We start from the raw sequence: 21,696 nt of genomic DNA on the forward strand, positions 1-21,696 counted from the left end.
GAAGAGGCCGGCACATTCAATATATGTGTCGGCTGCTACACCGCCTTCGCGAGCAGGCTCGCTCCCACAGGGGGCGAGGTCGACCAAAAAATCGAGGCTTAAGCCTCCACTTGCACCACCTCGATCCCAAGCGCGCGGTAGTCCTCGATATTGCCCGACGCCACATGGCGCTCGGTGATCAGCGTGTGCAAGCGCGTACACGGCGCGACCACGAACGGTTCCACGGCCCCCAGCTTGTCCGCGGTGGTGACCGCAATCACGTGGGACGCACTGTCGAGCATCGCCTGTTTCACCGGCACTTCGTCAAAGTGCAGGGAACTGATGCCGATTTGCGGGTGAATCGCGCACACCCCGGTGAACAACAGGTCGGCCTTGATGCCGGCAAGCAAGCGCAGGGTTTCATGGCCACTGGCCGACATCGTCGCGGGATTGAGTTGACCACCGGCCAGAATCACCTTGATGCCTTTGTTTTCGGACAGGGTAATCGCCGTCATCGGCGACGCGGTGACCGCCGTGATGCAAATGTCCGGCGGCAACGACCGGGCGATCTGCAAGGTCGTGGTCCCGGAGTCGAACATCACGATCTGCCCGTTCTCGACCCGATTGGCCGCCAGCTGCGCCAGGCGGGTTTTCACCTCATCGGTTTCGCTGATGCGGGTGAAGTAATCCTTGCCGGTGTCCTTGGGTCGCGGCAACGCCCCACCGTGCACCCGCTGCACCAGACCGGCCGTGGCCAGTTCCGACAGGTCGCGGCGAATGGTGTCTTCGGAGACTGCGAAATGCTGGCTCAGCTCGGACGCCATGACCTTGCCGTCGCGCTCGAGGATCAAGAGAATTTTCTGCCGGCGCAGGTGAGGGAGTTCGGCGGGAGAATGGTCGTGCATGATTTTGCCTGTTTATGCGCGTAGTTGCGTGTTTGTGCGAGATTAGACAAACCACCGCGCAAATACAAACCCCTGGCAACCACGCCAAGTATCAATTCCTTCGATCTTTCAAATCATTAAGGCGAATTTCTTATTTCCTCCCGGCCTGTTCAGAATGGCGCCGTCACTCATGTTCTGGATGGAAACTTCATGAATCTCAATTTCGCTTTTGCCTGCATGATCGTGGTCTCGTTCACCATCGCGCTGGTGCACGCCTGATCGGCAGCATGGTTGCACGGCGTCCACTCCTACGTTTCAGCTAAGTTTCGCTCGGTAGCCTTTCTCCTGCGCACTTTATAGCGCTGCACAGGAGATTCGACATGAACCCGACCATAGCCGGCTGGCTCAACAAAGTGCCCGAAGTGACGCTGTCCTTCTGGGTCATCAAGATCATGTCCACCACGGTGGGTGAAACCGGCGCCGACTTCCTCGCCGTCGACGCGGGCCTCGGGGCTGGCTGGACCAGCATCGGCATGGCCGTGCTGCTGGCCATCGCCCTGGCCTGCCAACTTCGCACCAAGGCCTACACGCCCTGGATCTACTGGCTCACCGTGGTACTGGTGAGCATCGTCGGCACCCAGATCACCGATATTCTCACCGACATGCTGGACGTCAGTCTCTACGTCAGCACGGTAGTGTTTTCGGTCCTGTTGGTGATCAACTTTCTGGTCTGGTACCGGATCGAGCACAACCTTTCCATCCGCGAAATCGTCACGCCCCGGCGCGAGCTCTTCTATTGGGCCACGGTGCTGTGCACCTTTGCCCTGGGCACAGCGGCGGGTGACCTTGCCACCGAAGCACTGGGCCTGGGCTTCACCCTCGGCGCGGTCATCTTTGGCGCCTTGATCGCCGTGACACTCGTCGCCTGGCGCCTGGGCGGCAACGTCGTGCTGACCTTCTGGATCGCCTACATCCTCACCCGCCCTTTTGGTGCGTCCCTGGGCGACTTGCTGACTCAATCCAAAACCTACGGCGGGCTCGGCATGGGCGCGACCTGGACCAGCGCCCTGTTCCTGACCGTCATTGTCATTCTGGTTGCGGTCGCGCAAATGAGCGTCGGCAACCGCAAACAAGTCACTTCGTAAATTTTCAAGAGCCATCCAAGGAATCCATCGCCATGCGCTATTTCCATAACGCCATCCGCCACGTCGCCATCGTCACCTCCATTGCGCTGCTGAGCATCGCCGCCGGCTGTTCGAAACCCGCCGACAAACCCAGTGCCGGTGCCACGGGTGCAGTGACCACCCAGACCAACGCGGGCTCGAAACTGGGCGACCTGTCCCAATTCCGCAACATCGCCGCCGACGTCGCCGGCCTTGTCGACAAAAGTGACCTGCCTGGTGCAAAAGCCCGGATCAAGGACCTGGAAACCACCTGGGATGAAGCCGAAGCCGGCATCAAGCCCCGCGCTGCCGCCGACTGGCATGTGGTAGACAAGGCCATCGACCATGCCCTCTCCGCCCTGCGTAAAAGCAGCCCGGTCCAGGCCGACTGCAAGGCAGCCATGGATGAATTGATGAAAGCCTTCGATTCGATGAAAAGCAAAGCATGACCGACGCACGCTGATACGGCGGCGGACAATTCCCTGAACAGGTGTTTCAATACAGGCGCGACGGTGTTTACCGTCGCGCCTCTTTTTTTTCTGGAGCGGGCTATGCGGATACTGCTGGTCGAAGATGACCCGATGATCGGCGACGCGATCCAGGGCGCCCTCAAGGACGCGAGCTACACCACCGACTGGGTGCAAGACGGCCTCGTCGCCCTGGCCGCGCTGGAGAATCAGCACTATGACCTGGTGCTGCTGGACCTCGGTTTGCCCGGCAAGGATGGGCTCGGGGTACTGAACAGCGTTCGCGGCCAGAACAACCCGGTACCCCTGCTCATCATCACCGCCCGGGACAACCTCGATGATCGATTGCGTGGCCTCGACGGCGGTGCAGACGACTACCTGCTCAAGCCCTTCGAAATGGCCGAACTGCTGGCGCGCATGCGGGCCGTCCTGCGCCGTCACAACGGCAACGCCTCGTCGCGGCTCGACAATGGCATCGTGTCCCTGGACCTGGTATCCAAGGAAGCCAGCACCGAACAATACCCTGATGTCCTGCTTTCCAGCCGCGAATTCGCCCTGTTGCAAGCCCTGTTGATCCGACCTGGCGCGATTCTCTCGCGCAGTGAACTCGAAGACCGTCTCTATGGCTGGGGCAATGAAGTGGAAAGCAACGCGGTGGAGTACCTGATCCATGCGCTGCGCCGCAAATTGGGCAACCATGTGATCAAAAACGTCAGGGGTATGGGATGGATGGTTTCAAAAAACGTTTAGGGGAGTCGGTCCAGCTCAGGCTGTCCGTTGCCCTGTCGCTGGCCATCCTGATCATTGCGTTCGTGGCAGGGGTTTTCGCCTACGTTTCAGCCTTCGATGAGGCCCACGAAATGCAGGATGACACCCTGCGCCAAATGGCCGAATTGTTCGATCGGCAGCAAATGACGCTCAAGTATCCGGAAAATCCCGTCGAAGAAGATGACGAAACCCGGATCATTGTTCAGTACCTGGCCGATGGCAGCCAAGCGTCCGGCAACGACGACGTCGGCACGCCTTTGCCCTTCCCGACGACGCTGGCGGACGGCTTGTCGACCGTGCCCATCGCCGGCGAGGCGTTTCGCGTATTGGTCAAAACCACCCGCCAGGGTCAGCGCATCGCCGTGGCGCAAGAAACCGGCGCCCGTGACACGGATGCCCGCGCCAGTGCGCTGCGCAGTGTGCTGCCGTTCCTGATTTTGCTCCCCGTCCTGCTGCTGGTGGTGAGCGACCTGGTGCGCAAACTGTTCCGCCCCATCGCCACGCTGTCCTCTGAAATCGACCGGCGCGACGAGCAGGAACTGCACCCGATTGACGAACAGCACCTGCCCGTCGAGATCCGCCCCTTTGTGGTGGCCATCAATCGATTGCTCAAGCGCGTGGCACAGTCCATGGAAACCCAGCGCCGTTTCGTCGCCGACGCCGCCCATGAACTGCGCTCGCCCCTGACGGCCCTGTCCTTGCAAGCCGAGCGCCTGGCCGCCGCCGACATGTCGGCCCCGGCGCGCGAGCGGCTGCTGCAGTTGCGGCGTGGAATCGAACGTGGCAGGAACCTGATCGATCAGCTCTTGACCCTGGCCAGGGTGCAATCAGCCTCGGGGCTTGCGCTCCCGACAGCGGTCTCTGTCCATGACGTCTATCGACGTGTCCTGGAGGATCTGTGGCCGCTGGCCGAGGTCAAGCACCTGGACATCGGCGTCGAGGCCGGCGAAGACGTGCGGGTCATGATCCATGACGCGGACTTGTTGGCCGTTGTCAAAAACCTGGTGGACAACGCCATCCGCTACACCCCGGAGGGAGGGCGGGTGGACCTGTCGGTGACACTTGAGAACGGCGCCGCGCTGTTGCAGATCAAGGACTCCGGGCCAGGCATCGCCAGTGAAGAACAGGAGCGCGTGTTCGATCCGTTTTATCGCAGCCTGGGGACCCAGGTGTCCGGCTCGGGGCTGGGGCTTTCGATCGTCAAGGCCATCATGGATCGTACCGGGGCACGGGTGCGCCTGGGCTTTACGGACGAGCGGGAGCGGCGCGGCTTGTGTGTATCGCTGTGGTTGACCGTTAGCCGGTAAAACCTTGGCGATTCCCGAACTTGATCTATACCCAGTGTTGGCTTGCTTTGGATCAAGGCGCTTGAGGGCGCCGCCACAGCACAATGATCTCTTGAACAACGGTGGACAAATGGATGTCTGCCAGGAGATTTCCCAGCATGAAAGCATTGAAGATTGCCGCGAGCGACACCGTACTCGACTGTTTCCTGACGACCCGCGAAGTCATCCCCATCACACGGACCGACTACACCGACGTCGCCGCCGCCGTGTTTGACGTCAATGATGTCATGGGCGGTGCCCTGGCAGACCTGCAACGCACCGGTTTCAATATTCCGATTTTTCTGGTCGCCGCCCACGGCACCCGCGCCCGCGACGTGTACAAGCATCTGGAAGACGTACTGTTGCAGGTAACCGGAATTTTCGATCCCTCCAGCAAAAACGCCCAATACCATGGCAATCAACTGGAAACGGCGGCCAAAGCCTATGAAGACAGCCTGCTGCCGCCGTTTTTCGACACCCTCAAGCGGTACACCGAATCGGCCAACGCCACGTTCGCCTGCCCCGGTCACCAGGGCGGCCAGTTTTTCCGCAAGCACCCGGCGGGCCGGCAGTTTTTCGACTTCCTCGGTGAAAACGTGTTTCGCGCCGACATGTGCAACGCCGACGTCAAGCTCGGCGACCTGCTGATCCACGAAGGCCCGGCCCTCAGGGCACAAATGCACGCGGCCAAGGTGTTCAACGCCGACAAGACCTACTTCGTCCTCAATGGCACCTCGGCTGCGAACAAAGTCGTCACCAACGCCCTGCTGACCCCCGGCGACCTGGTGCTGTTCGACCGCAACAACCACAAATCCAACCACCAGGGGGCGCTGATCCAGGCCGGCGCCACGCCGGTGTACCTGGAGACCGCGCGCAATCCCTACGGCTTTATCGGCGGCATCGACGCCCATTGCTTTGAAGAAGCTTACCTGCGCGAACTCGTCAGTGAAGTCGCGCCGGAAAAAACCAACCTGCCACGGCCGTTCCGCCTGGCGATCATTCAATTGGGCACTTACGACGGCACCGTCTACAACGCCCGGCAAGTGGTCGATCGCATCGGCAAACTGTGTGACTACATCCTGTTCGACTCGGCGTGGGTCGGTTACGAACAGTTCATCCCGATGATGCGGGATTGCTCGCCCATGTTGCTCGATTTGGATGAGAACGATCCGGGCATCTTTGTCACCCAGTCGGTGCACAAACAGCAGGCCGGCTTTTCCCAGGCCTCGCAGATCCACAAGAAAGACCGCCACATCAAGGGCCAGGCGCGCTATTGCAATCATCACCGCTTGAACAATGCGTTCATGGCCCAGGCCTCGACCAGCCCGTTCTATGCGATTTTTGCCTCACTGGACGTCAATGCGCGCATACATTCCGGCCGCAGTGGCCTGCGCCTGTGGGAAGACTGCGTGAAGTTCGGCATCGATGCGCGCAAGTTGATCCTCGAAGCCTGCACCATGATCCGTCCGTTCGTACCCGACACCATCGAAGGCCGCGCCTGGGAGGACTACCCGACCGAAGAGATTGCCGCCGATGTGCGCTTCTTCGAGTTTCACCCCAAGGATCGCTGGCACGCCTTCGCCGGTTATGCCGAAAAACAATACTTCATCGACCCCTGCAAGTTGCTGTTCACCACGCCGGGCATCGACCCGGTGGACGGCAGTTACACCGACTTTGGCATTCACGCCGGGATTCTTGCCAACTTCCTGCGGGAAAACGGCATCGTGCCGGAAAAGTGCGACCTGAACTCGATCCTGTTCCTGCTCACCCCGGCGGAAGACTGGGCGAAGATGACTCACCTCGCTTCGCAGATCGCTCGTTTCGAGCGTTTCGTCAGTGACGACGCACCGATGAGCCGGGTGTTGCCGGCCATCTACGCGCAACATCAAGAGCGCTATCGCAATTACACTATTCGCCAACTTTGCCAGGAAATGCACGACCTCTACCGCAAGCACAATGTGCAGCAATTGCAGAAGGCGATGTTCCGCAAAGAGCATTTCCCGAAAAAAGCCATGGACCCCCAGGCCGCGCAAATCGAGTACATCCGTGGCAACGTCGAACTGGTGGCGCTGGCCGACGCAGACGGCCGCATCGCCGCCGAAGGTGCACTGCCCTACCCACCTGGCGTGCTCTGCGTGGTGCCGGGTGAAATCTGGGGCGGCGCGGTGCTGAAATACTTCCTGGCGCTGGAAGAAGGCATCAATGCCTTGCCCGGGTTTACCCCGGAACTGCAAGGTGTGTATTTGAAGGAGGACGGTGGGCGTATTCGTGCTTATGGGTATGTGATCAAGGCTTGACCCCGGCCAGGTCTTTCACCCAGGCAGCCACAGGGCTGTCTGGGCGAAAGCCAGTTGTACTTGATGCGCAAGCACGTTCAGAGAGGACCAGTATTGGATCCATCTCAACTCCCGCTGCAACACCTGTTCCATCGTTGAAACAATAGAGCAAGACAATTACATATTAGTCTTCGTTTTATGCCAGGCCCAAGTAGTTAATGAGTTCTCCTGTCATTTACACGAGTATAAATTTACAGTATCGGCAACTTTACACCCCCCTCTTCAATCTCCCCAGCACGACTTCACGCCGCAGAAAAAGTTTAATTCAATCGACGAAAAAAAAATTACCCCTCAAAACAAGCGCTTGCTGTTAACTCCCTGATTTTTTTGGATAAAAGGCGTGCATTTTGACTGACAGCATTTGACAGTTTCGCAAGACTGGCAGATAACTAAGTCGACCTATCAAAAGTAGGCCAACATCGGAGTACTAGTCGGCGTTCGCCGATCACATGGAAACATTAGAGTAACTATCGACTTGCAGGCCCGATACACGGGTCGTGCGGTAGCTTTGACTCTTGGAACTATCTTAGTGCCAACTCAATTTCATTGAACAGACACTCTCGTCAGTCGAAAAGACCCGAGCTTAGAGTGCTTCATTTTTGACACACCCTTTTCGTCAAAACAAAAACAAAAAACAGTTACGCCGGCGCCAAGCCTCCAACACTGCCTACTAGCAAGCATGAAGGCGTCCTGATTTCAGAACGAACAACGACGCTCATATTTTCGCTAAGTACGGAGTTTGTCGACATGCTGACCACTTGCACCAACGGCTCTAGTTGGTACCTCCTACAGTGCAAACCGCGTCAGGACGACCGGGCACAAATCAATCTGTTGCGACAAAGCTATGACATCTTTCGTCCGCAGCTCACCACCGAACGCCTGATTCGCGGCAAACCCCGAAGGGTGTCCGAATCACTCTTTCCCGGCTACCTCTTCGTTCATTTGAGCAACGAGGACAACTGGTCGCCGATCCGCTCCACTCGTGGGGTCAGCCGAATTGTCGAATTCAATCACGGCCCGGCTGTCGTGGCCGATGAGGTGATAGAGCACCTGCGTGCACGATGCCTGACACCGGCGACACCCGACATTCCAGAACTTCAACCTGGCCAGACATTGCAAATAGTCCGGGGGCCGCTAGCACCCCTGGAGGGCGTTTTTTTGTCAATGATGGGTGCCGAACGCGTCATGTTGTTACTTCAGTTCCTGAATCGGGAGCAGTCGATTTGCGTTCCGCTGAGCGATCTCGTCCCCCAATAAAACAAGAAAAGCCTACTGCCGAAACCACACGACCGAAGAACATCGCACGGGTTAGAACTCACGCCTAATATTTCTATACCAGTCTTGCACTGACAGTGTTCAGTCCAGCGCAAACTGCGCCTGAACACCCACTTTCCAGGAGCAATGATATGGCCATAAAGCCCCACCATCCCTTCGTGCTTATTATGGCCAGTCTGTACCCTGGATACGTCTGGTGCACCAACCCGCAAAGTATCGATGTCTACGGTTTCGACTTCACCCCCAGGTTGCTGTTTTCAGAAAGCTACGACGATAACTTTCGCGAGTTCGAGCACAATGTCCAGTCGTCCATGATCACGCGCATCGCCCCCTCCTTCGAGCTCAAGGCTGAAGACCGCAACAGTGCGACCCGGCTGACCTGGCAACCAACCCGCAACATTTATCATGATGAGCCGGACGCCTCGAATACCGCACAACGGGTGCAATTGGACAGCATCATGGAGTTTACCGACCGCCATCGCCTGAAACTCGAAGGGGAATGGCACAAATACGAGCGTACGACTTCAACGGCAGTCCCAGGCGTCAATGACAAGATCCAGAACAGTCGGGTCAACAGTCTCTATACCTACGGCGCTAGAAGTGCCGACAATCAAATAGATCTGGGGGCCGGTTACGCACAACTTCGCTATGACAATTCCGGTGGAATCAATGACGACAAGGAGCGCGATACCACCGCGCTGACCACCACCTGGTACCACCGCATTGGCAGCAACACCCGTGGCCTGCTGGAATACGACCATACGATCTTCGACTACTTGCAAGCCAACAGCCCCCGCAGCAGCAAATCAGATGCCCTGCTCGCCGGCGCCGAATGGGATTTCACCGCCCGCACGACCGGCAAGCTCCGTGTCGGCTATGAACACAAGAACTTCGATGACAGCAATTCCAAGGATCTGAATAACCCAACCTGGCAAGTAGATCTGCAATGGAAGCCGCGTACCTATTCGACCTTCACTTTTCTCGCTCGTCAGGCCATGGCCGAGGGCGACGATGGTGCCGACGCCGTCAAGACCACCTTTACCCAGGTTGGCTGGCGTCACGGTTGGACTGAACGCATCACCTCCATCGCCGAAATCGGTGCAGGTCGCGACGTCTACGAAGGACAAAGCCGTACCGATGACCTGCGCGATTACCACCTGGCTCTGGCGTACAAAATGCGTCGCTGGCTCGACATTGAAGTTGGCTATCGCTACCTGGACGACAACTCGGATGCCGACAACAAAAGCTACCAACGCAACATATTCCAGATCGGGTTCGATGTAAGTCTCTGAGGAGATTCCCCATGAACACACGCATCTTTGGCCTGTTGCTCGTGTTTTGTCTGACGCCCGTCTCCCACGCCGGCGAACCCGGCACCGAATACAAACTGGCGGCGGGCGACGTTCTGCGCATTACCGTTTTCGGCGAGCCGGAATTGAGTCTCAAACGGATTCGCCTCAACGACGCGGGGACCTTTTCCTACCCGTTCCTGGGGGAAATTTCTGCCAAGGGCCTGACCCCCAACCAGGTCGAAAAAATCATCGTCGACGGGCTTAAACAAGGTTATCTGGTCGATCCCAAAGTCAGCCTCAGCCAAATCGAATACCGCGCCTTTTACATCAACGGCGAAGTACAGAAACCCGGCAGTTATCCGTTCGTACCGGGGCTGACCCTGGACAAGGCCATCGCCCTGGGAGGCGGCCTGACCGAACGAGCGTCGATCAAGCGTGTAACGATCGTGCGCGGCGACGGCGGCCAGACGCTGACCGAGAACATAACCCGCAACACCGCGATCGCTCCCGGTGACACCATTTCCATTGCACAAGGCTTTTTCTAATCATGGACAACAGCCCTAGCACTTACGTCGAACGTCCGCTTCAAGCGTCTGCCCCCGTGCAACACGGTGAAGAAAAGGACACCATTGACCTGCTCAAACTCTGGAGGGTGATCTGGCGTGCCAAATGGAACATCGGATTATGGGTACTGATGAGCGTCGCACTGGCCATCGCGGTGGTGATGACCATCACCCCGCAGTACGTCGGCAGCACCACCCTGCTGATCAAGGACCCCACACCGCCCTTGCTGAACTTCCAGCAAACGACCGAAAAGGGCAGCCCGACACCCGACTATCTGCAGACGCAACTGGCGCTCCTGCAATCGCGGGACCTGGCCGAGCGGGCGGTCAGGACGCTCAAGCTGACGACCAACCCGGTGACGGATCCCCGCCAGCAGCCACAACCCTTGTTCAACCCTCGGCAGTGGCTGGCCGATCTCAATCGCGACCAGTGGCTGCCGGGGTTGGATTTCCTGATACCGGCGACGACAACGCCCACTGAAGAAGACATCTTCAATCAGGTCACGCAAGACCTCATGCGCCATACCAGCGTCAAATTTGTCGGCAAGAGTCAGTTGATCGAGATCGACGTGGAACTGCCAGACCCCCAATTGGCCGCAGCCGCCGCAAACGCGCTGGCCCAGGGCTTTCTCGACAGTCAGTCCGATACCAGCCAGAAGTCTTCGCAGACCACCACCAGCTGGATGAACACTCGCCTGATAGAGCTGCGCGACAACCTGCGCAAGGCCGAGGACAAACTGCAGGCCTACCGTGAACAACAGGGTCTGGTGGATGTCGACGGGGTTGCCACCATCAGTGCCAACGAACTGCAAATGACCGGCAACCGGATGATCGACGCCCGCCGTAACCGGGCGGAAGCCGAAAGCCAGTACCGTCAGGTGCAGGGGCTGAGTAACGGTGACTTGAACAAGTTGTCCAGTGTCCCCGCGGTGCTTGCCAACCCGCTGGTCCAGCAATTCCAGGCCGAGCTGGCCAAGGCGCAAGCCAAGGTCGAGGAGCTGTCGGTGCGGTATGGTCCGAAACACCCGTCCCTGATCTCCGCCCGCTCGGAGCTACGCACGGCGACAGAAAGCCTGCGCCTCCAGGTCAAGCAAGTGATTTCCGGTATCGAGCACCAATATCAACTGGCGGTGGCCAGTGAAGATGCGCTGCGCAAATCCTTTAACACCAACAAGTCGCAGATCCAGGACATCTCGCGCAAGGAATTTCAGTTGCGCGAATTTCAGCGTGAAGTCGACAGCAGCCGGGCGCTGTATGAAACCTTCATTACTCGCCTGAAGGAAACCGCGGCCACCGCGGACATGGACTCGACCAAGGCGCGCATCGTCGACCCCGCTATCGTGCCGCTGGAAGCCAGCAAACCGCGCAAGACCCTGATTGTGGCGATTGTCGCCCTGCTGGCCGGGGTGGTCGGCGTGGTATTGGCTTTCTTGTTCGAGTCGCTGAGCAACACCTTCAAAACCGATGAAACCATCGAAAGCACCCTCAACATTCCGCTGCTCAGCGTGGTGCCGCTGGTGGCGAAGAAAAGCCGTCGGCAACTGGCGCGCCTGTTCGATGACAACGTCAACCCGCGTTTTTCCGAAACCATTCGCAACCTGCGCGCCTGGTTGATGTTGCAAAGCAGTGAAACCGAAACCCCATTGCAGGTCGTACTGGTAACTTCGACCGTCGCCGAAGAAGGTAAAAGTACCATCGCCAACAACCTCGCCTGCTCGCTCACGCCGCTGGAGCGCGTGCTGCTGATCGATGCGGACATGCGTCAACCCACCCTGTCGCTGAACTTCGATTTCCCACCGGACTGCCTCGGCCTGGCTAATGTGATTGCCGGTACGGCACGGCTCGAAGACTGCATTCGCACCGTGGGAAATCTCGACATGTTGCCCGCCGGTAACATTTCGTCACCGTCGCTGGATCTGTTCAGCTCACCGCGCCTGCCACCCCGACTGACGCATATCGATCCATCACGCCAGCCGCCACCCCAGGACTTGCTGTGCTCCCCGCGCCTGGCGCGCATGCTCGAAGTGCTCAAGACACGTTACCGGCACATCATCATCGATTCACCGCCGGCAGAAATGGTCAGCGATGCGTTATTGCTGGCTCAACACTCGGACGCCGTGATCTACGTGGTCAAGGCCGACAGCACTCCCGTCGGCCAGGTGCAGAAGTACCTCGCCATACTGCAACAAAGCCACGTGCCGATGTTCGGTGCCGTGCTCAACCAGGTCGATCTGCGCAAGGCGCGCAAGTACGGCTACAGCCACTCGGAAACTTTCTACAACTACGACTACGTGCCCAGGTAACGACCAGGCGCACCGCTTGTTTGCCTGCTGTTCATCTCTGTCAGATCGCATCAGCCACACCCGTAGCGGCGATGGTGCATCACTCATGTCTGGAGATTGAGGCCATGACTCCGCAAATCACCACTCAAATGGCGCATCGCCGAGGCCTGCTGTTTTGGGGTCAGTGGCTGTGCGCGATGCTTGTGATCAACCTGCTGCTCATGCTGCTCGTGCATTGGCGCGTCGGCAGCCTGACCAGCGACTACCGCGTGCTGATGATCCTCACCGTGCTTGGCTCCATACCGATTTACAGCACGATGCAGGTTTATCACAAACGGTTTGGCCTGTTGGCCGGTCTCGGTCACTTGCTCGCCGCGTGGCTGATCCTGCTGGCAGTGTTGATGGCGATTGCGTTCGTCACCCAGACCAGCGTCAGGTTCTCGCGCCAGGTCATCATCGTCTGGGCCGTGGCGGGCTTTCTGGCCCAGGCCGTGATCTTCCTGCCATTGCACTGGTTCGCCCGTCGGTATATGCGCAAAGTCTGCAACGCGCGCCGATCGGTGATCATCGGTACCTGCCCGACCGCCGCCGAGCTGGCGCGTAAACTCACTCAACCGGAGCACGCGCGGGTACTGGGGTTTATCGCCACCGATGACGTCGACGGTCCCGCACCCAGCGTGTTGCCGCTACTGGGCCGCGTCAGCGAGATCCGCGACATCCTCGCGCAGATGGAGATACGCCGGGTCTACATCGTCCTGCCAATGGCGCAGGCCGCGATCATCGAAGCCTTGTACATCGACCTGCTGGACATGAACGTTGACGTGGTGTGGATCCCGGACCTGGGCAGCATGGTATTGCTCAACCAATCGATCTCCGAAATCGAGCGCATGCCGGCGATCTACCTCAATGAAAGCCTGATCAGTTCGCATCCCGGCAGCCTGCTTTGCAAGGATCTGTTCGAGCGCAGCCTGGCGGCTATCTCGATTGTAGTGCTCAGCCCGCTGCTGCTGGGCGTGGCCATCGCCATCAAGCTCACTTCGCCCGGCCCTGTGCTGTTCAAGCAGAACCGTCACGGTCACGACGCCGAGATCATCACGGTCTGGAAGTTTCGTTCGATGCGCGTGCACGACGATCAACAGGTGCGCCAGGCCACGCGCGACGATGACCGCGTCACCCCGCTCGGACGCTTTCTGCGCCGCACGTCCATCGACGAATTGCCGCAATTGTTCAACGTGCTGTTCGGCCAGATGGCCCTGGTCGGCCCCCGCCCGCATGCCGTCACACACAACGTCTACTACACCGGCAAGGTGCGCGCCTACATGGCCCGTCATCGGCTCAAACCCGGCATTACCGGGCTGGCGCAGATCACCGGGCATCGGGGTGAAACCGAGACCCTTGAGAAAATGCAGCTGCGCGTCGCCCAGGACCTCAACTACATCAACCAATGGTCGTTGTGGCTGGACATCAAGATTCTGGCCAAGACGCCCTTCACCCTGTTCTCCAAAGACATCTACTGACGTTGTGTCCACGTGGATCGATCCGTCTGAAACATCGTGGCTCCACCTGATGCTCAGTAGGCCGGCAGACTCCCCAATAATAATGAAGGCGTCAGGCAATGATCAGGCTCAATTTAGTCGAGCGGTTCACTCCCGGTCTGCTCAAGACCAACAAGGCTTATTCCTTCATCAACTTTGCCTCCATCGGCAGCCTCTTCCATCGTGCCGAGGGCAGCAACGTCAGCTATTTTTGCGACGGCATGCTGTTGTCGGCGTTCATGTCCAGGATCACCGGCCGGCCTGTGGAACGGGTCAGTTTCGACTTCACCTCCATCGCCGACCCGGTGCTGCGCCTTGCCGAACAACAAGGTCGTCGCGTGTATTTTGTCGGTGCCCGACAAGTGGAACTGGACCTGTTCCTGCACAAGATCAGGGTCCGTTATCCGCACTTGCAAATCGCCGGTTTTCACGACGGTTACTTCGATACGGCGCAGGCACAGCAAATTCATGCCGACATTCGTGACAGCGCCGCGGACATCCTGATCACCAGCCTGGGCGCCGGACTGCAAGAACAATTCGTCGAGGACGCCCTGAGCCAGGGCTTTGGCGGGGTGGCATTCACCTGCGGTGGCTTCATCCGGCAAGAAGCCACGGCCACCCACAACTACTATCCCGACGTCATCAACCGCCTGCACCTGCGCGCGTTCTACCGCATGTATCGCGAGCCGCACACCATCAAACGCTACCTCATCGACTATCCGGGCAATTTCCTGCACCTGTGGGCAATGATCGCCCGGCACAAGGTGGCCATCGATCTGCTGCCCCCTGATTGCCGCGAAGCCCGCATGAAGATTCTGTTCATTCTCAAGGATTTCACCCCCGGCGGCGGTGTCGAGAGTGTCCAGCAGCGCCTGGCCGAACAATTTCTCAAGGAGGGGCATCAGGTCGGTTTTTTTGTCATGAACGGCGATACACCGGAGCAGGAAGGCGCGACGCTGTTCCAGGGCGGCGGCAAGGGTTTCAAGGGCCTGCTCAAGTCCATCCTCCAGTTGCGTCGGATCATCGACCGTGAAGGCATCACTCATCTGATTGCCGCCAAGGAGCAAGCTAACCTCTGCACTTGGTTCGCCACATTGAACAGTCCGTGCCGCGTCATTTATGCCCGTCACGCGGCACTTGATTGTGCGGAACAGAAGACCGGGCCCGTCAGTCTGCGCCTGCTCTACGCTTTGTACCTGTGCGGCAATGGCAAGGTCGTCGCGGTATCCGATGGCCTGCGCCAAGGCCTCGCCGACCTGATGCCCTGGGGACGCCAGCGCATTCGCTACTGCCCCAATGCCGTGATCACCGAATACATGCTCAATGCCGCACAGGCTCCCTTGCCGGACGGTTTGCCCTCCAGCTATTGGCTGGGCATGGGAAGGTTGGTGCAACCCAAGGGCTTTCATCTGTTGCTCGATGCCTATGCCCTGGCGTTGACCGGCACACAACCGTTGCCGGATCTGGTGATCGCCGGGGACGGCCCGGAACGTGCCGCCCTGACCGCTCAGGCACAACGCCTGGGCATTGCCGACCGTGTGCATTTCACCGGTTTTCTGAGCAATCCCTATCCACTGATCCGGCACGCCCGACTGCTGATCCTGAGTTCCTTTCATGAAGGGTTGCCAACGGTGCTGATCGAAGCCCTGGCGCTGGGTACGCCGACGTTGGCCTGTGATAGCGGCAGCGGTCCCCGGGAGTTGCTCGATCACGGCCGGCTCGGGCGCCTGGTGAAGGTCAATGATGTGGCGGCCCTGGCAGAAGGCATGCTGCACAGCCTGACTGCGGATGGCCAGGACGCCCCGGCCGGTCGCGGCGCGGCGGAGGCGGTTCGACAGTACAGCAGTCATCAGGCCGCCGAGGCGTACTACCAGGTCTGGAATCAATGAAGAAACTGCTGATCATTCTGCATGACCTCGGCGCAGGGGGTGCCGAGAAGATGATGACGCGCCTCGCCGGTGCACTGGTCGATGCAGGCAATGACGTGACCCTGTTGATGCTCACCGGCGGCGGTATAAATGCCGCGGGCCTCGACCCGCGGGTCAAGCAGGTCGAATTGCACAGCGGTCGCAGCGCGAATGCTGTGCCGGCCCTGGCGCAATTTCTGCGGCACAATCGTTTCGATGCGCAATTGGCCGCCCTCACCCATGTCAACGTGGTGGCGATTGCCGCTGCGGCGCTGTCCGGGACCCTGTCCCGCCTGCATGTCAGCGAACGCAACGCGTTCTCCCACGACAAATACGTCAACCCGTCTCTGCGGGTACGGCTGGCCTATTGGGTGGCGCCGCTGCTGTACCGGCTCATCCCCAATCCGGTGATCTGTGTGTCACGGGGGGTTGCCGAGGATCTGGTGCAGACCACCCTGGCCCGCCGGCGCGACGTCACCATTGCCGACAACCCGGTGCTGGACAATGATTTTCGCGAAAGGCTGCTGCCCGCTCCGGAACATCACTGGCTGCGGGTAAAAACCATGCCGGTGATCGTCGCTGTGGGGCGCCTGGCCCACCAGAAAGGTTTCGACACCCTGATCGATGCGTTCGCCCGACTGCCGCAGCGCACGGTGCGATTGATTATCTTCGGAGACGGCACGCTCCGGGCTCAATTGCTCGATCAGGCCCGCGCGCTGGGCGTGGCCGATCGGGTCGACTTGCCGGGCTACACCCCTGATCCCATGGCGCAAGTCGCGGCGGCCGATTGCTTTGTCTTGTCGTCGCGTTTCGAAGGCAGCCCGAATGCGCTGGTCGAAGCCCTGGCCACCGGAACACCTGTGATAGCGACTCGATGCCCGCATGGCCCGCAGGACATTCTCGACGACGGTGCAGTCGCGCCGCTGGTGGCAGTCGATGACCCCGCGGCCCTGGCGCAGGCAATCAGCGATCAACTCAGCGCCACCAGCGACACCCGGCGCCAGACACGTATCGATGCCGCCGCCCGCTTCATGAATGCCCGGGCGGTGAAGACCTACCTGAACGCCTTGCTCGGGAGTGCACCGCCATGAACACATTCCAAGTCCGGCTCACCACCCTGCGCGACATGTTCACGTTGTTCGGCGTGCTGTTTTACATGCAGGTGATCAGTTTTTTTTCCAGTCTGGGCAACGCCTCAAGCCTGGACGATGCCCAGCGTGACCTTGAGGGTAACGTCGTGAATCAGGTCTGCGGCCTGATCACCCTGCTGGTGCCGCTGTTTTTTTTCATCCGCCACAAGGTGTTCCTCAGCAAGAGCTTTTACCGTCAGAATGCCTTTTTGCTGCTGTTCGTGCTCTGCGTTGCCGCGTCGATCAGTTGGTCCCAGGACCCGGTGCTCAGCCTCAAACGCTTTGTAGCCTTGATGAGCGTGGTGTTTTTCGGCGGGTACGTCGCCTATAACTACAGCCTCGAAAAAATCAGCTTCATGCTCGGCTGCACCCTCGGCGTTGCGGCGCTCATCGGGTTGATCTGCGCCCTGATCCTGCCGGATATCGCCTTCATTTCCGGGGGCATTCGCGACGGCGCGTTCAAGGGGATCTTCCCGGAAAAAAATGCCGGGGCGCGAATCAATGCCATCGCCATTGTGCTACTGCTGCCCATGATCCGCCGGCACAATCCCTGGGCCATATTCAGTGCACTGTGCTCGCTGGTCGCCATCGGACTCGCTCAATCCGCGACGGGGCTGGCACTGATTTGCGCCGGTTCGGCGAGCTACTGGTACTTTCTGACGATGATCCGCCTGCGTATCAACCGCTCGCTGCTGGCGTTCTTCGCGACCACCGTTCTTTACTTGCTGATCTGTCTGTTTCTCTACGGCAATTACACGCTATTGCTGGAGATGGTCGGACGCGATCCGTCACTGACCGACCGCCTGCAGATCTGGGAACTGCTGGCCCCGTTCATCGATGCCGAATTTGTCAGGGGCTACGGCTTTGGTGCCTTCTGGTCCAGTCCCGACGCCGACGCGTTCATCACTCGCTGGGGTTACATCGGCAACGCCCACAGCGGCTACATGGAAACCCTGCTCAACGGTGGCGTGGTGCAATTGACAGCGTTGGGCCTGATGCTGGCTGAAGCGCTGGTCAAACAATATCGCGCGGTGACGGCGGGCCAGTCGGCCCAGTACCGCGCCAGTGCCCTGGTGATCATCGGTCTGTTCATCGTCACCAACTACGTGGCGTATGTGATCCCCAATTACCGCTCCGCGGAGTTTCTGGTGTTCTGCATCCTGGCGTTGTCCTTCCGGCATCACCACGCCGGACGCAGCGTTGCGAGGCGGAGCGCAGAGTTGCAGCCGAAGGCACAACGCAGCGTATACAGCGGGGCCAGTGCCAGGGTCGTCGCCAAGGAGAAAGACCCATGTTGAAAGACGCGCCTTCCTCACCGGCTTCGGTGTGCGTGGTCATTCCGATGTACAACGCCGCCAGCACCATTGAAAAGACCCTCGCGTCCCTGATCCAGCAAACCCGTCAACCCGAGCAAGTGATCGTCGTCGACGACGGCTCCAGCGATGACGGCGCACAACGGGTCAGGGACTTTGTCGCACCTTTTCGCCTGACCTTGTTGCAGCAAACCAACCAGGGCCCCGCCTGCGCACGCAACGCTGGCATCTTCGCCGCCGAGCAAACCTTCATTGCCTTCCTCGATGCCGATGACCAGTGGCATCCGCAGAAACTGGAAATGCAGCTGGCGCTGTATGAGCGGTTGACGGCCCAGGGGCATTCGGTCGGATTGATCGATTGCTACCAGCTGAGTGTGTTCAGCGACGGCAAACAGCAACGGGAAGAACGGCGTAAATGCGGTCATCACTTTGCCGATTTCATGCGCGAGAATGTCATCAACGGGACCTCCGGCGTGCTGGTGGTGCGTGAAGTGGTCTGCGCCCTGGGCGGTTTCGATGCTTCCTTGCGCTTTGCCGAAGACCGCCTGCTGTGGACGCGGATTGCCGAGCACTGGGAAATCCACACCGTGCCGCAGACCCTGCACCGGCGCGGGGTCGACAGCGGCAACATCACCGCCCAGCCGCAAAAATACTACCCGTACAAAGTCAAATTCATCGAGCTGTTCCTGGCGCGCTACGGCGCAAGAATGACCCGGCAACAGCGAATCCATTTCGTGCTGGCCAACCATGCCGACTTCCTCAATGCCTTCTCCCGGCGCGGCGACCATGCGCAGGTGATCCAGGTGTTCCGACAGATGCTCGGGCACTCCTGGCAGGCATTGATTTTCTTCAATGGCAAGCCGACCCTGCGCTACCTTTATGCGCGGCTCAAGACGCTGCGCAAGGTGTCCTGAAGCAATTACCCCTCTATCGAACGTCTGCCCGGGTTTACCCCATGGCCAATCAACGTCTCGTCACACTGACCTGGATCTTCACCGAGAAATTCGGCCTTATTTTCTTGTCGATGTTCACCTTTGTCGTTTATGCCAGGCTCTTGTCGCCGGAAGAACTGGGGGTGGGCACCGTCATCATCGCCAGCGTCGAAATGATCGGCATCCTCTATTCCTCCGTGCTGGAAGACCCGCTGGTGCGGCTCGAGCGCCTGGATGACCGACGCATCGCCACGGCGTTCTGGGTGGCGGTACTGACCAGCCTCGTATCCATCGCAATCATCACAGGTGTGGCGGTGCTATGGCTCAATTCCGCCGCCCTGCAATGGATGACGGCAGTGGCGTCAGTGAAAATCCTGTTCACCATGATGGCGCGGGTTTATGTCGCGCAAATGCGCCGCAGCAGTAATTTCCGCATGCTGGCTTCGCGTACGCTGCTGGGCAAGGTGCTCGGCGGCGTAGTCGGCATTGCCGTGGCGCTCTGGGGAGGGGGCGCCTGGGCGGTGATTGCCCAGGCGCTGGTCATGGAATTCGTTTCCATCGTGGTGCTGATGGTCGGCGACCGACGGCGCATCCCATGGGTGATTGACGGGCCGTTCCTGCGTGAACTGCTGGCGGCCGGCCTGCCGGTGGCCATCAACACCTTGAGCTCGCAGACCCTTCAGCGCGGGGTCAATGTGGTGCTCGGCATCACGGCCGGCACCCACGCCGTCGGCATGTTCAACCTGGCACTGCGCATCATCGATTTGCCGCGCACGGCGTTCTACAACGGCTTGATGAGTTACGCACTGCCGGCATTCGCCAGGCGCAGCGCCGAACCGCCGCGATTGATCGTCTTCATCAGCGACTCGACAGCCGTCAGCGGCTTCCTGCTTACCCCGGTGTTCATCGGTATCGCCGTCACCGCAGCGGACATCATCCTGCTGATCTTCGGTGCCAAATGGGCAGACGCGATTCCCCTGCTGCAAGTGCTGGCCTGTACTGCCGCCATCGGCAATACCGCCATGTACGCCACCACCGCGCTGGTAGCCGTCAACCGCACGCACCTGACCCTCAAGGCGGAGGTGGGCACCACCTTGCTGGCGCTGGCGCTGGTTTACGGCCTGGGGCCACTGTATGAAGGCATGGCGGCGGCCTTGGCGCTACTGCTGCGCATGGTGATCGTCACGCCGTTGCAGATCCGCGGCCTGAACACTGCCATCGGCTATGGCTGGGATACGTTTTTCGCCTCCAGCTACCGCAGTGTCAGCGCCTCGCTGGTCATGGCCGCAGCGGTGCTGTTGCTGACGCCACGGCTGCAGGTGCACGGGGTTGTGCACCTGATCTGCAGCATCGGCATCGGCGCGCTGACCTATGGGCTGGTGTACAGCCTGTTGCACCCGCGCTGGCCCCAGGAATTCAAATCGGTATTTACCACCCGCTGAACCCATTCCCCCCGAAATCCCACTGTGACAGGAACGCCCCATCATGCGTAAAACCACGCTGGTTACTGGCGGGGCCGGTTACATCGGCTCCCATACTACGCTGACCCTCATTGATGCCGGCCACCCGGTGGTGCTGCTCGATAACCTCTGCAACAGTTGTCGGGAGTCGATCACTCGTCTTGAGCATCTGACGCATCGACATGTCGACTTCATCGAAGGCGATGTGCGCGACAGCGCCTTGCTCGAAGACATTTTCGATCATTACGACATCGATGCCGTGGTGCATTTCTCCAGCCTGAAATCCGTTGCCGAAAGCCTGCAAAAGCCGTTGGAGTATTACGCCAACAACGTGGTCGGTACGTTGAATCTGTGCCAGGCCATGGCCAGGGCGCACGTATTCAAACTGGTGTTCAGCTCTTCGGCCACGGTTTACGGCGACCCCGTGCACACACCAATTGCCGAAGACCTGGGCACGGGCAAACCGGTCAACCCCTATGGCCGAAGCAAGCTGATGATCGAAGAACTGCTCGAAGACCTGGCGCAATCCGACCCGCGCTGGAGCATCGCGCTGTTGCGCTATTTCAACCCGATCGGCGCGCACGAAAGCGGCTTGATCGGCGAAGACCCCCATGGCCGGCCCAACAACCTGTTGCCCTGTCTGACCCAGGTCGCCATCGGGCGGCTCCCCGAACTCATCGTGTACGGCAACGACTACCCCACCGTCGATGGCACCTGCGTGCGCGATTACATCCATGTGGTCGATGTGGCCGAAGGTCACCTGAAGGCGTTGCAGATACTGCAGCACAGCCCCGGCATCCATATCTGGAACCTGGGCACCGGCACCGGTTACAGCGTTTTGCAGATCATCCACAGTTTCGAAGACGTGACCGGCATCAACATCCCCTACCATTTCGCCCCGCGCCGTGCCGGTGACATTGCCCAATGCTGGGCCGACCCCAGCAAGGCCGGACGCGACCTGGGCTGGTGCGCACGACGTAATCTGGAACAGATGATCATGGACACCTGGCGATGGCAGTCACGCAACCCCTACGGGTACCATTCCCGGCTCGAGCTGCCGGCAACGGTGGCCATGAAGTAAGGGA

At 59.5% G+C, this 21,696-nt stretch carries 17 protein-coding genes; 16 read left to right on the forward strand and 1 reads right to left on the reverse strand.

Features of this window, described 5'->3' with window-relative positions:
- Positions 1-98: 98 nt before the first annotated feature.
- A complete protein-coding gene (locus LAB08_RS16595) occupies positions 99-884 on the reverse strand; it encodes a DeoR/GlpR family DNA-binding transcription regulator (RefSeq protein WP_096510773.1) in 786 nt (261 codons plus the stop codon).
- A gap of 359 nt (positions 885-1,243) precedes the next feature.
- Here LAB08_RS16595 and LAB08_RS16600 point away from each other — a divergent pair, with 359 nt between their 5' ends.
- The 16 genes from LAB08_RS16600 to galE all read left to right on the forward strand — a co-directional run bounded on the left by LAB08_RS16600 (position 1,244) and on the right by galE (position 21,692).
- Positions 1,244-2,008 (forward strand): COG4705 family protein, encoded by a 765-nt coding sequence (locus LAB08_RS16600; RefSeq protein ID WP_096510771.1) that lies wholly within the window; start codon positions 1,244-1,246, stop codon positions 2,006-2,008.
- 32 nt (positions 2,009-2,040) lie between these two features.
- Positions 2,041-2,475: a hypothetical protein gene (locus LAB08_RS16605; protein WP_096510769.1), complete on the forward strand. Its 435-nt coding sequence runs from the start codon at positions 2,041-2,043 to the stop codon at positions 2,473-2,475.
- Positions 2,476-2,577: 102 nt separating this feature from the next.
- Complete coding sequence (locus LAB08_RS16610) at positions 2,578-3,243, forward strand: response regulator (protein WP_096510767.1); 666 nt, start codon at positions 2,578-2,580, stop codon at positions 3,241-3,243.
- Entirely contained in the window at positions 3,219-4,568 is a 1,350-nt protein-coding gene (locus tag LAB08_RS16615) for an ATP-binding protein (protein WP_096510765.1), read from the forward strand. Before LAB08_RS16610 ends, LAB08_RS16615 begins: the two co-directional genes overlap by 25 nt.
- Before the next feature lie 137 nt (positions 4,569-4,705).
- Positions 4,706-6,883, forward strand: coding sequence for an ornithine decarboxylase SpeF (gene speF / locus LAB08_RS16620; RefSeq protein WP_096510763.1), 2,178 nt, complete (start codon positions 4,706-4,708; stop codon positions 6,881-6,883).
- Between the two features lie 786 nt (positions 6,884-7,669).
- A complete protein-coding gene (rfaH, locus tag LAB08_RS16625) occupies positions 7,670-8,179 on the forward strand; it encodes a transcription/translation regulatory transformer protein RfaH (protein WP_096510761.1) in 510 nt (169 codons plus the stop codon).
- Positions 8,180-8,328: 149 nt separating this feature from the next.
- Positions 8,329-9,489, forward strand: a complete 1,161-nt coding sequence (locus LAB08_RS16630) for an outer membrane beta-barrel protein (protein WP_096510759.1) — start codon at positions 8,329-8,331, stop codon at positions 9,487-9,489.
- An 11-nt stretch (positions 9,490-9,500) separates the two neighbouring features.
- A complete protein-coding gene (locus tag LAB08_RS16635) occupies positions 9,501-10,034 on the forward strand; it encodes a polysaccharide biosynthesis/export family protein (protein ID WP_096510757.1) in 534 nt (177 codons plus the stop codon).
- 2 nt (positions 10,035-10,036) lie between these two features.
- On the forward strand, positions 10,037-12,355 hold the full coding sequence (locus LAB08_RS16640) for a GumC family protein (protein ID WP_096510755.1): 2,319 nt from the start codon (positions 10,037-10,039) through the stop codon (positions 12,353-12,355).
- A 104-nt stretch (positions 12,356-12,459) separates the two neighbouring features.
- Entirely contained in the window at positions 12,460-13,851 is a 1,392-nt protein-coding gene (locus LAB08_RS16645; RefSeq protein ID WP_254007463.1) for an undecaprenyl-phosphate glucose phosphotransferase, read from the forward strand.
- 98 nt (positions 13,852-13,949) lie between these two features.
- Positions 13,950-15,758: a WecB/TagA/CpsF family glycosyltransferase gene (locus LAB08_RS30370; RefSeq protein WP_254007464.1), complete on the forward strand. Its 1,809-nt coding sequence runs from the start codon at positions 13,950-13,952 to the stop codon at positions 15,756-15,758.
- Entirely contained in the window at positions 15,755-16,867 is a 1,113-nt protein-coding gene (locus LAB08_RS16660) for a glycosyltransferase (protein ID WP_096510753.1), read from the forward strand. The genes LAB08_RS30370 and LAB08_RS16660 overlap by 4 nt, the downstream gene beginning before the upstream one ends.
- Positions 16,864-18,204 carry an O-antigen ligase family protein gene (locus tag LAB08_RS16665; protein ID WP_096510751.1) on the forward strand — a complete coding sequence of 447 codons (1,341 nt, stop codon included), beginning with the start codon at positions 16,864-16,866 and terminating at the stop codon, positions 18,202-18,204. Before LAB08_RS16660 ends, LAB08_RS16665 begins: the two co-directional genes overlap by 4 nt.
- On the forward strand, positions 18,198-19,133 hold the full coding sequence (locus LAB08_RS16670; RefSeq protein WP_096510749.1) for a glycosyltransferase family 2 protein: 936 nt from the start codon (positions 18,198-18,200) through the stop codon (positions 19,131-19,133). The genes LAB08_RS16665 and LAB08_RS16670 overlap by 7 nt, the downstream gene beginning before the upstream one ends.
- Before the next feature lie 41 nt (positions 19,134-19,174).
- The gene (locus tag LAB08_RS16675; RefSeq protein WP_096510747.1) at positions 19,175-20,593 is read left to right on the forward strand and encodes an oligosaccharide flippase family protein; all 1,419 of its coding nucleotides are present in this window, start codon (positions 19,175-19,177) and stop codon (positions 20,591-20,593) included.
- Between the two features lie 43 nt (positions 20,594-20,636).
- Positions 20,637-21,692 carry a UDP-glucose 4-epimerase GalE gene (gene galE, locus LAB08_RS16680; RefSeq protein ID WP_096510746.1) on the forward strand — a complete coding sequence of 352 codons (1,056 nt, stop codon included), beginning with the start codon at positions 20,637-20,639 and terminating at the stop codon, positions 21,690-21,692.
- Positions 21,693-21,696 lie beyond the last annotated feature (4 nt).

Origin of the sequence: Pseudomonas izuensis (genome assembly GCF_002356535.2) — a bacterium.
GTDB classification, from domain to species: Bacteria; Pseudomonadota; Gammaproteobacteria; order Pseudomonadales; family Pseudomonadaceae; genus Aquipseudomonas; species Aquipseudomonas izuensis.

Coding starts and splice junctions, on each gene's coding strand:
- LAB08_RS16595 (WP_096510773.1), bottom strand. CDS start 884: ATGCACGACCATTCTCCCGCCGAACTCCCTCACCTGCGCCGGCAGAAA.
- LAB08_RS16600 (WP_096510771.1), top strand. CDS start 1,244: ATGAACCCGACCATAGCCGGCTGGCTCAACAAAGTGCCCGAAGTGACG.
- LAB08_RS16605 (WP_096510769.1), top strand. CDS start 2,041: ATGCGCTATTTCCATAACGCCATCCGCCACGTCGCCATCGTCACCTCC.
- LAB08_RS16610 (WP_096510767.1), top strand. CDS start 2,578: ATGCGGATACTGCTGGTCGAAGATGACCCGATGATCGGCGACGCGATC.
- LAB08_RS16615 (WP_096510765.1), top strand. CDS start 3,219: ATGGATGGTTTCAAAAAACGTTTAGGGGAGTCGGTCCAGCTCAGGCTG.
- speF (WP_096510763.1), top strand. CDS start 4,706: ATGAAAGCATTGAAGATTGCCGCGAGCGACACCGTACTCGACTGTTTC.
- rfaH (WP_096510761.1), top strand. CDS start 7,670: ATGCTGACCACTTGCACCAACGGCTCTAGTTGGTACCTCCTACAGTGC.
- LAB08_RS16630 (WP_096510759.1), top strand. CDS start 8,329: ATGGCCATAAAGCCCCACCATCCCTTCGTGCTTATTATGGCCAGTCTG.
- LAB08_RS16635 (WP_096510757.1), top strand. CDS start 9,501: ATGAACACACGCATCTTTGGCCTGTTGCTCGTGTTTTGTCTGACGCCC.
- LAB08_RS16640 (WP_096510755.1), top strand. CDS start 10,037: ATGGACAACAGCCCTAGCACTTACGTCGAACGTCCGCTTCAAGCGTCT.
- LAB08_RS16645 (WP_254007463.1), top strand. CDS start 12,460: ATGACTCCGCAAATCACCACTCAAATGGCGCATCGCCGAGGCCTGCTG.
- LAB08_RS30370 (WP_254007464.1), top strand. CDS start 13,950: ATGATCAGGCTCAATTTAGTCGAGCGGTTCACTCCCGGTCTGCTCAAG.
- LAB08_RS16660 (WP_096510753.1), top strand. CDS start 15,755: ATGAAGAAACTGCTGATCATTCTGCATGACCTCGGCGCAGGGGGTGCC.
- LAB08_RS16665 (WP_096510751.1), top strand. CDS start 16,864: ATGAACACATTCCAAGTCCGGCTCACCACCCTGCGCGACATGTTCACG.
- LAB08_RS16670 (WP_096510749.1), top strand. CDS start 18,198: ATGTTGAAAGACGCGCCTTCCTCACCGGCTTCGGTGTGCGTGGTCATT.
- LAB08_RS16675 (WP_096510747.1), top strand. CDS start 19,175: ATGGCCAATCAACGTCTCGTCACACTGACCTGGATCTTCACCGAGAAA.
- galE (WP_096510746.1), top strand. CDS start 20,637: ATGCGTAAAACCACGCTGGTTACTGGCGGGGCCGGTTACATCGGCTCC.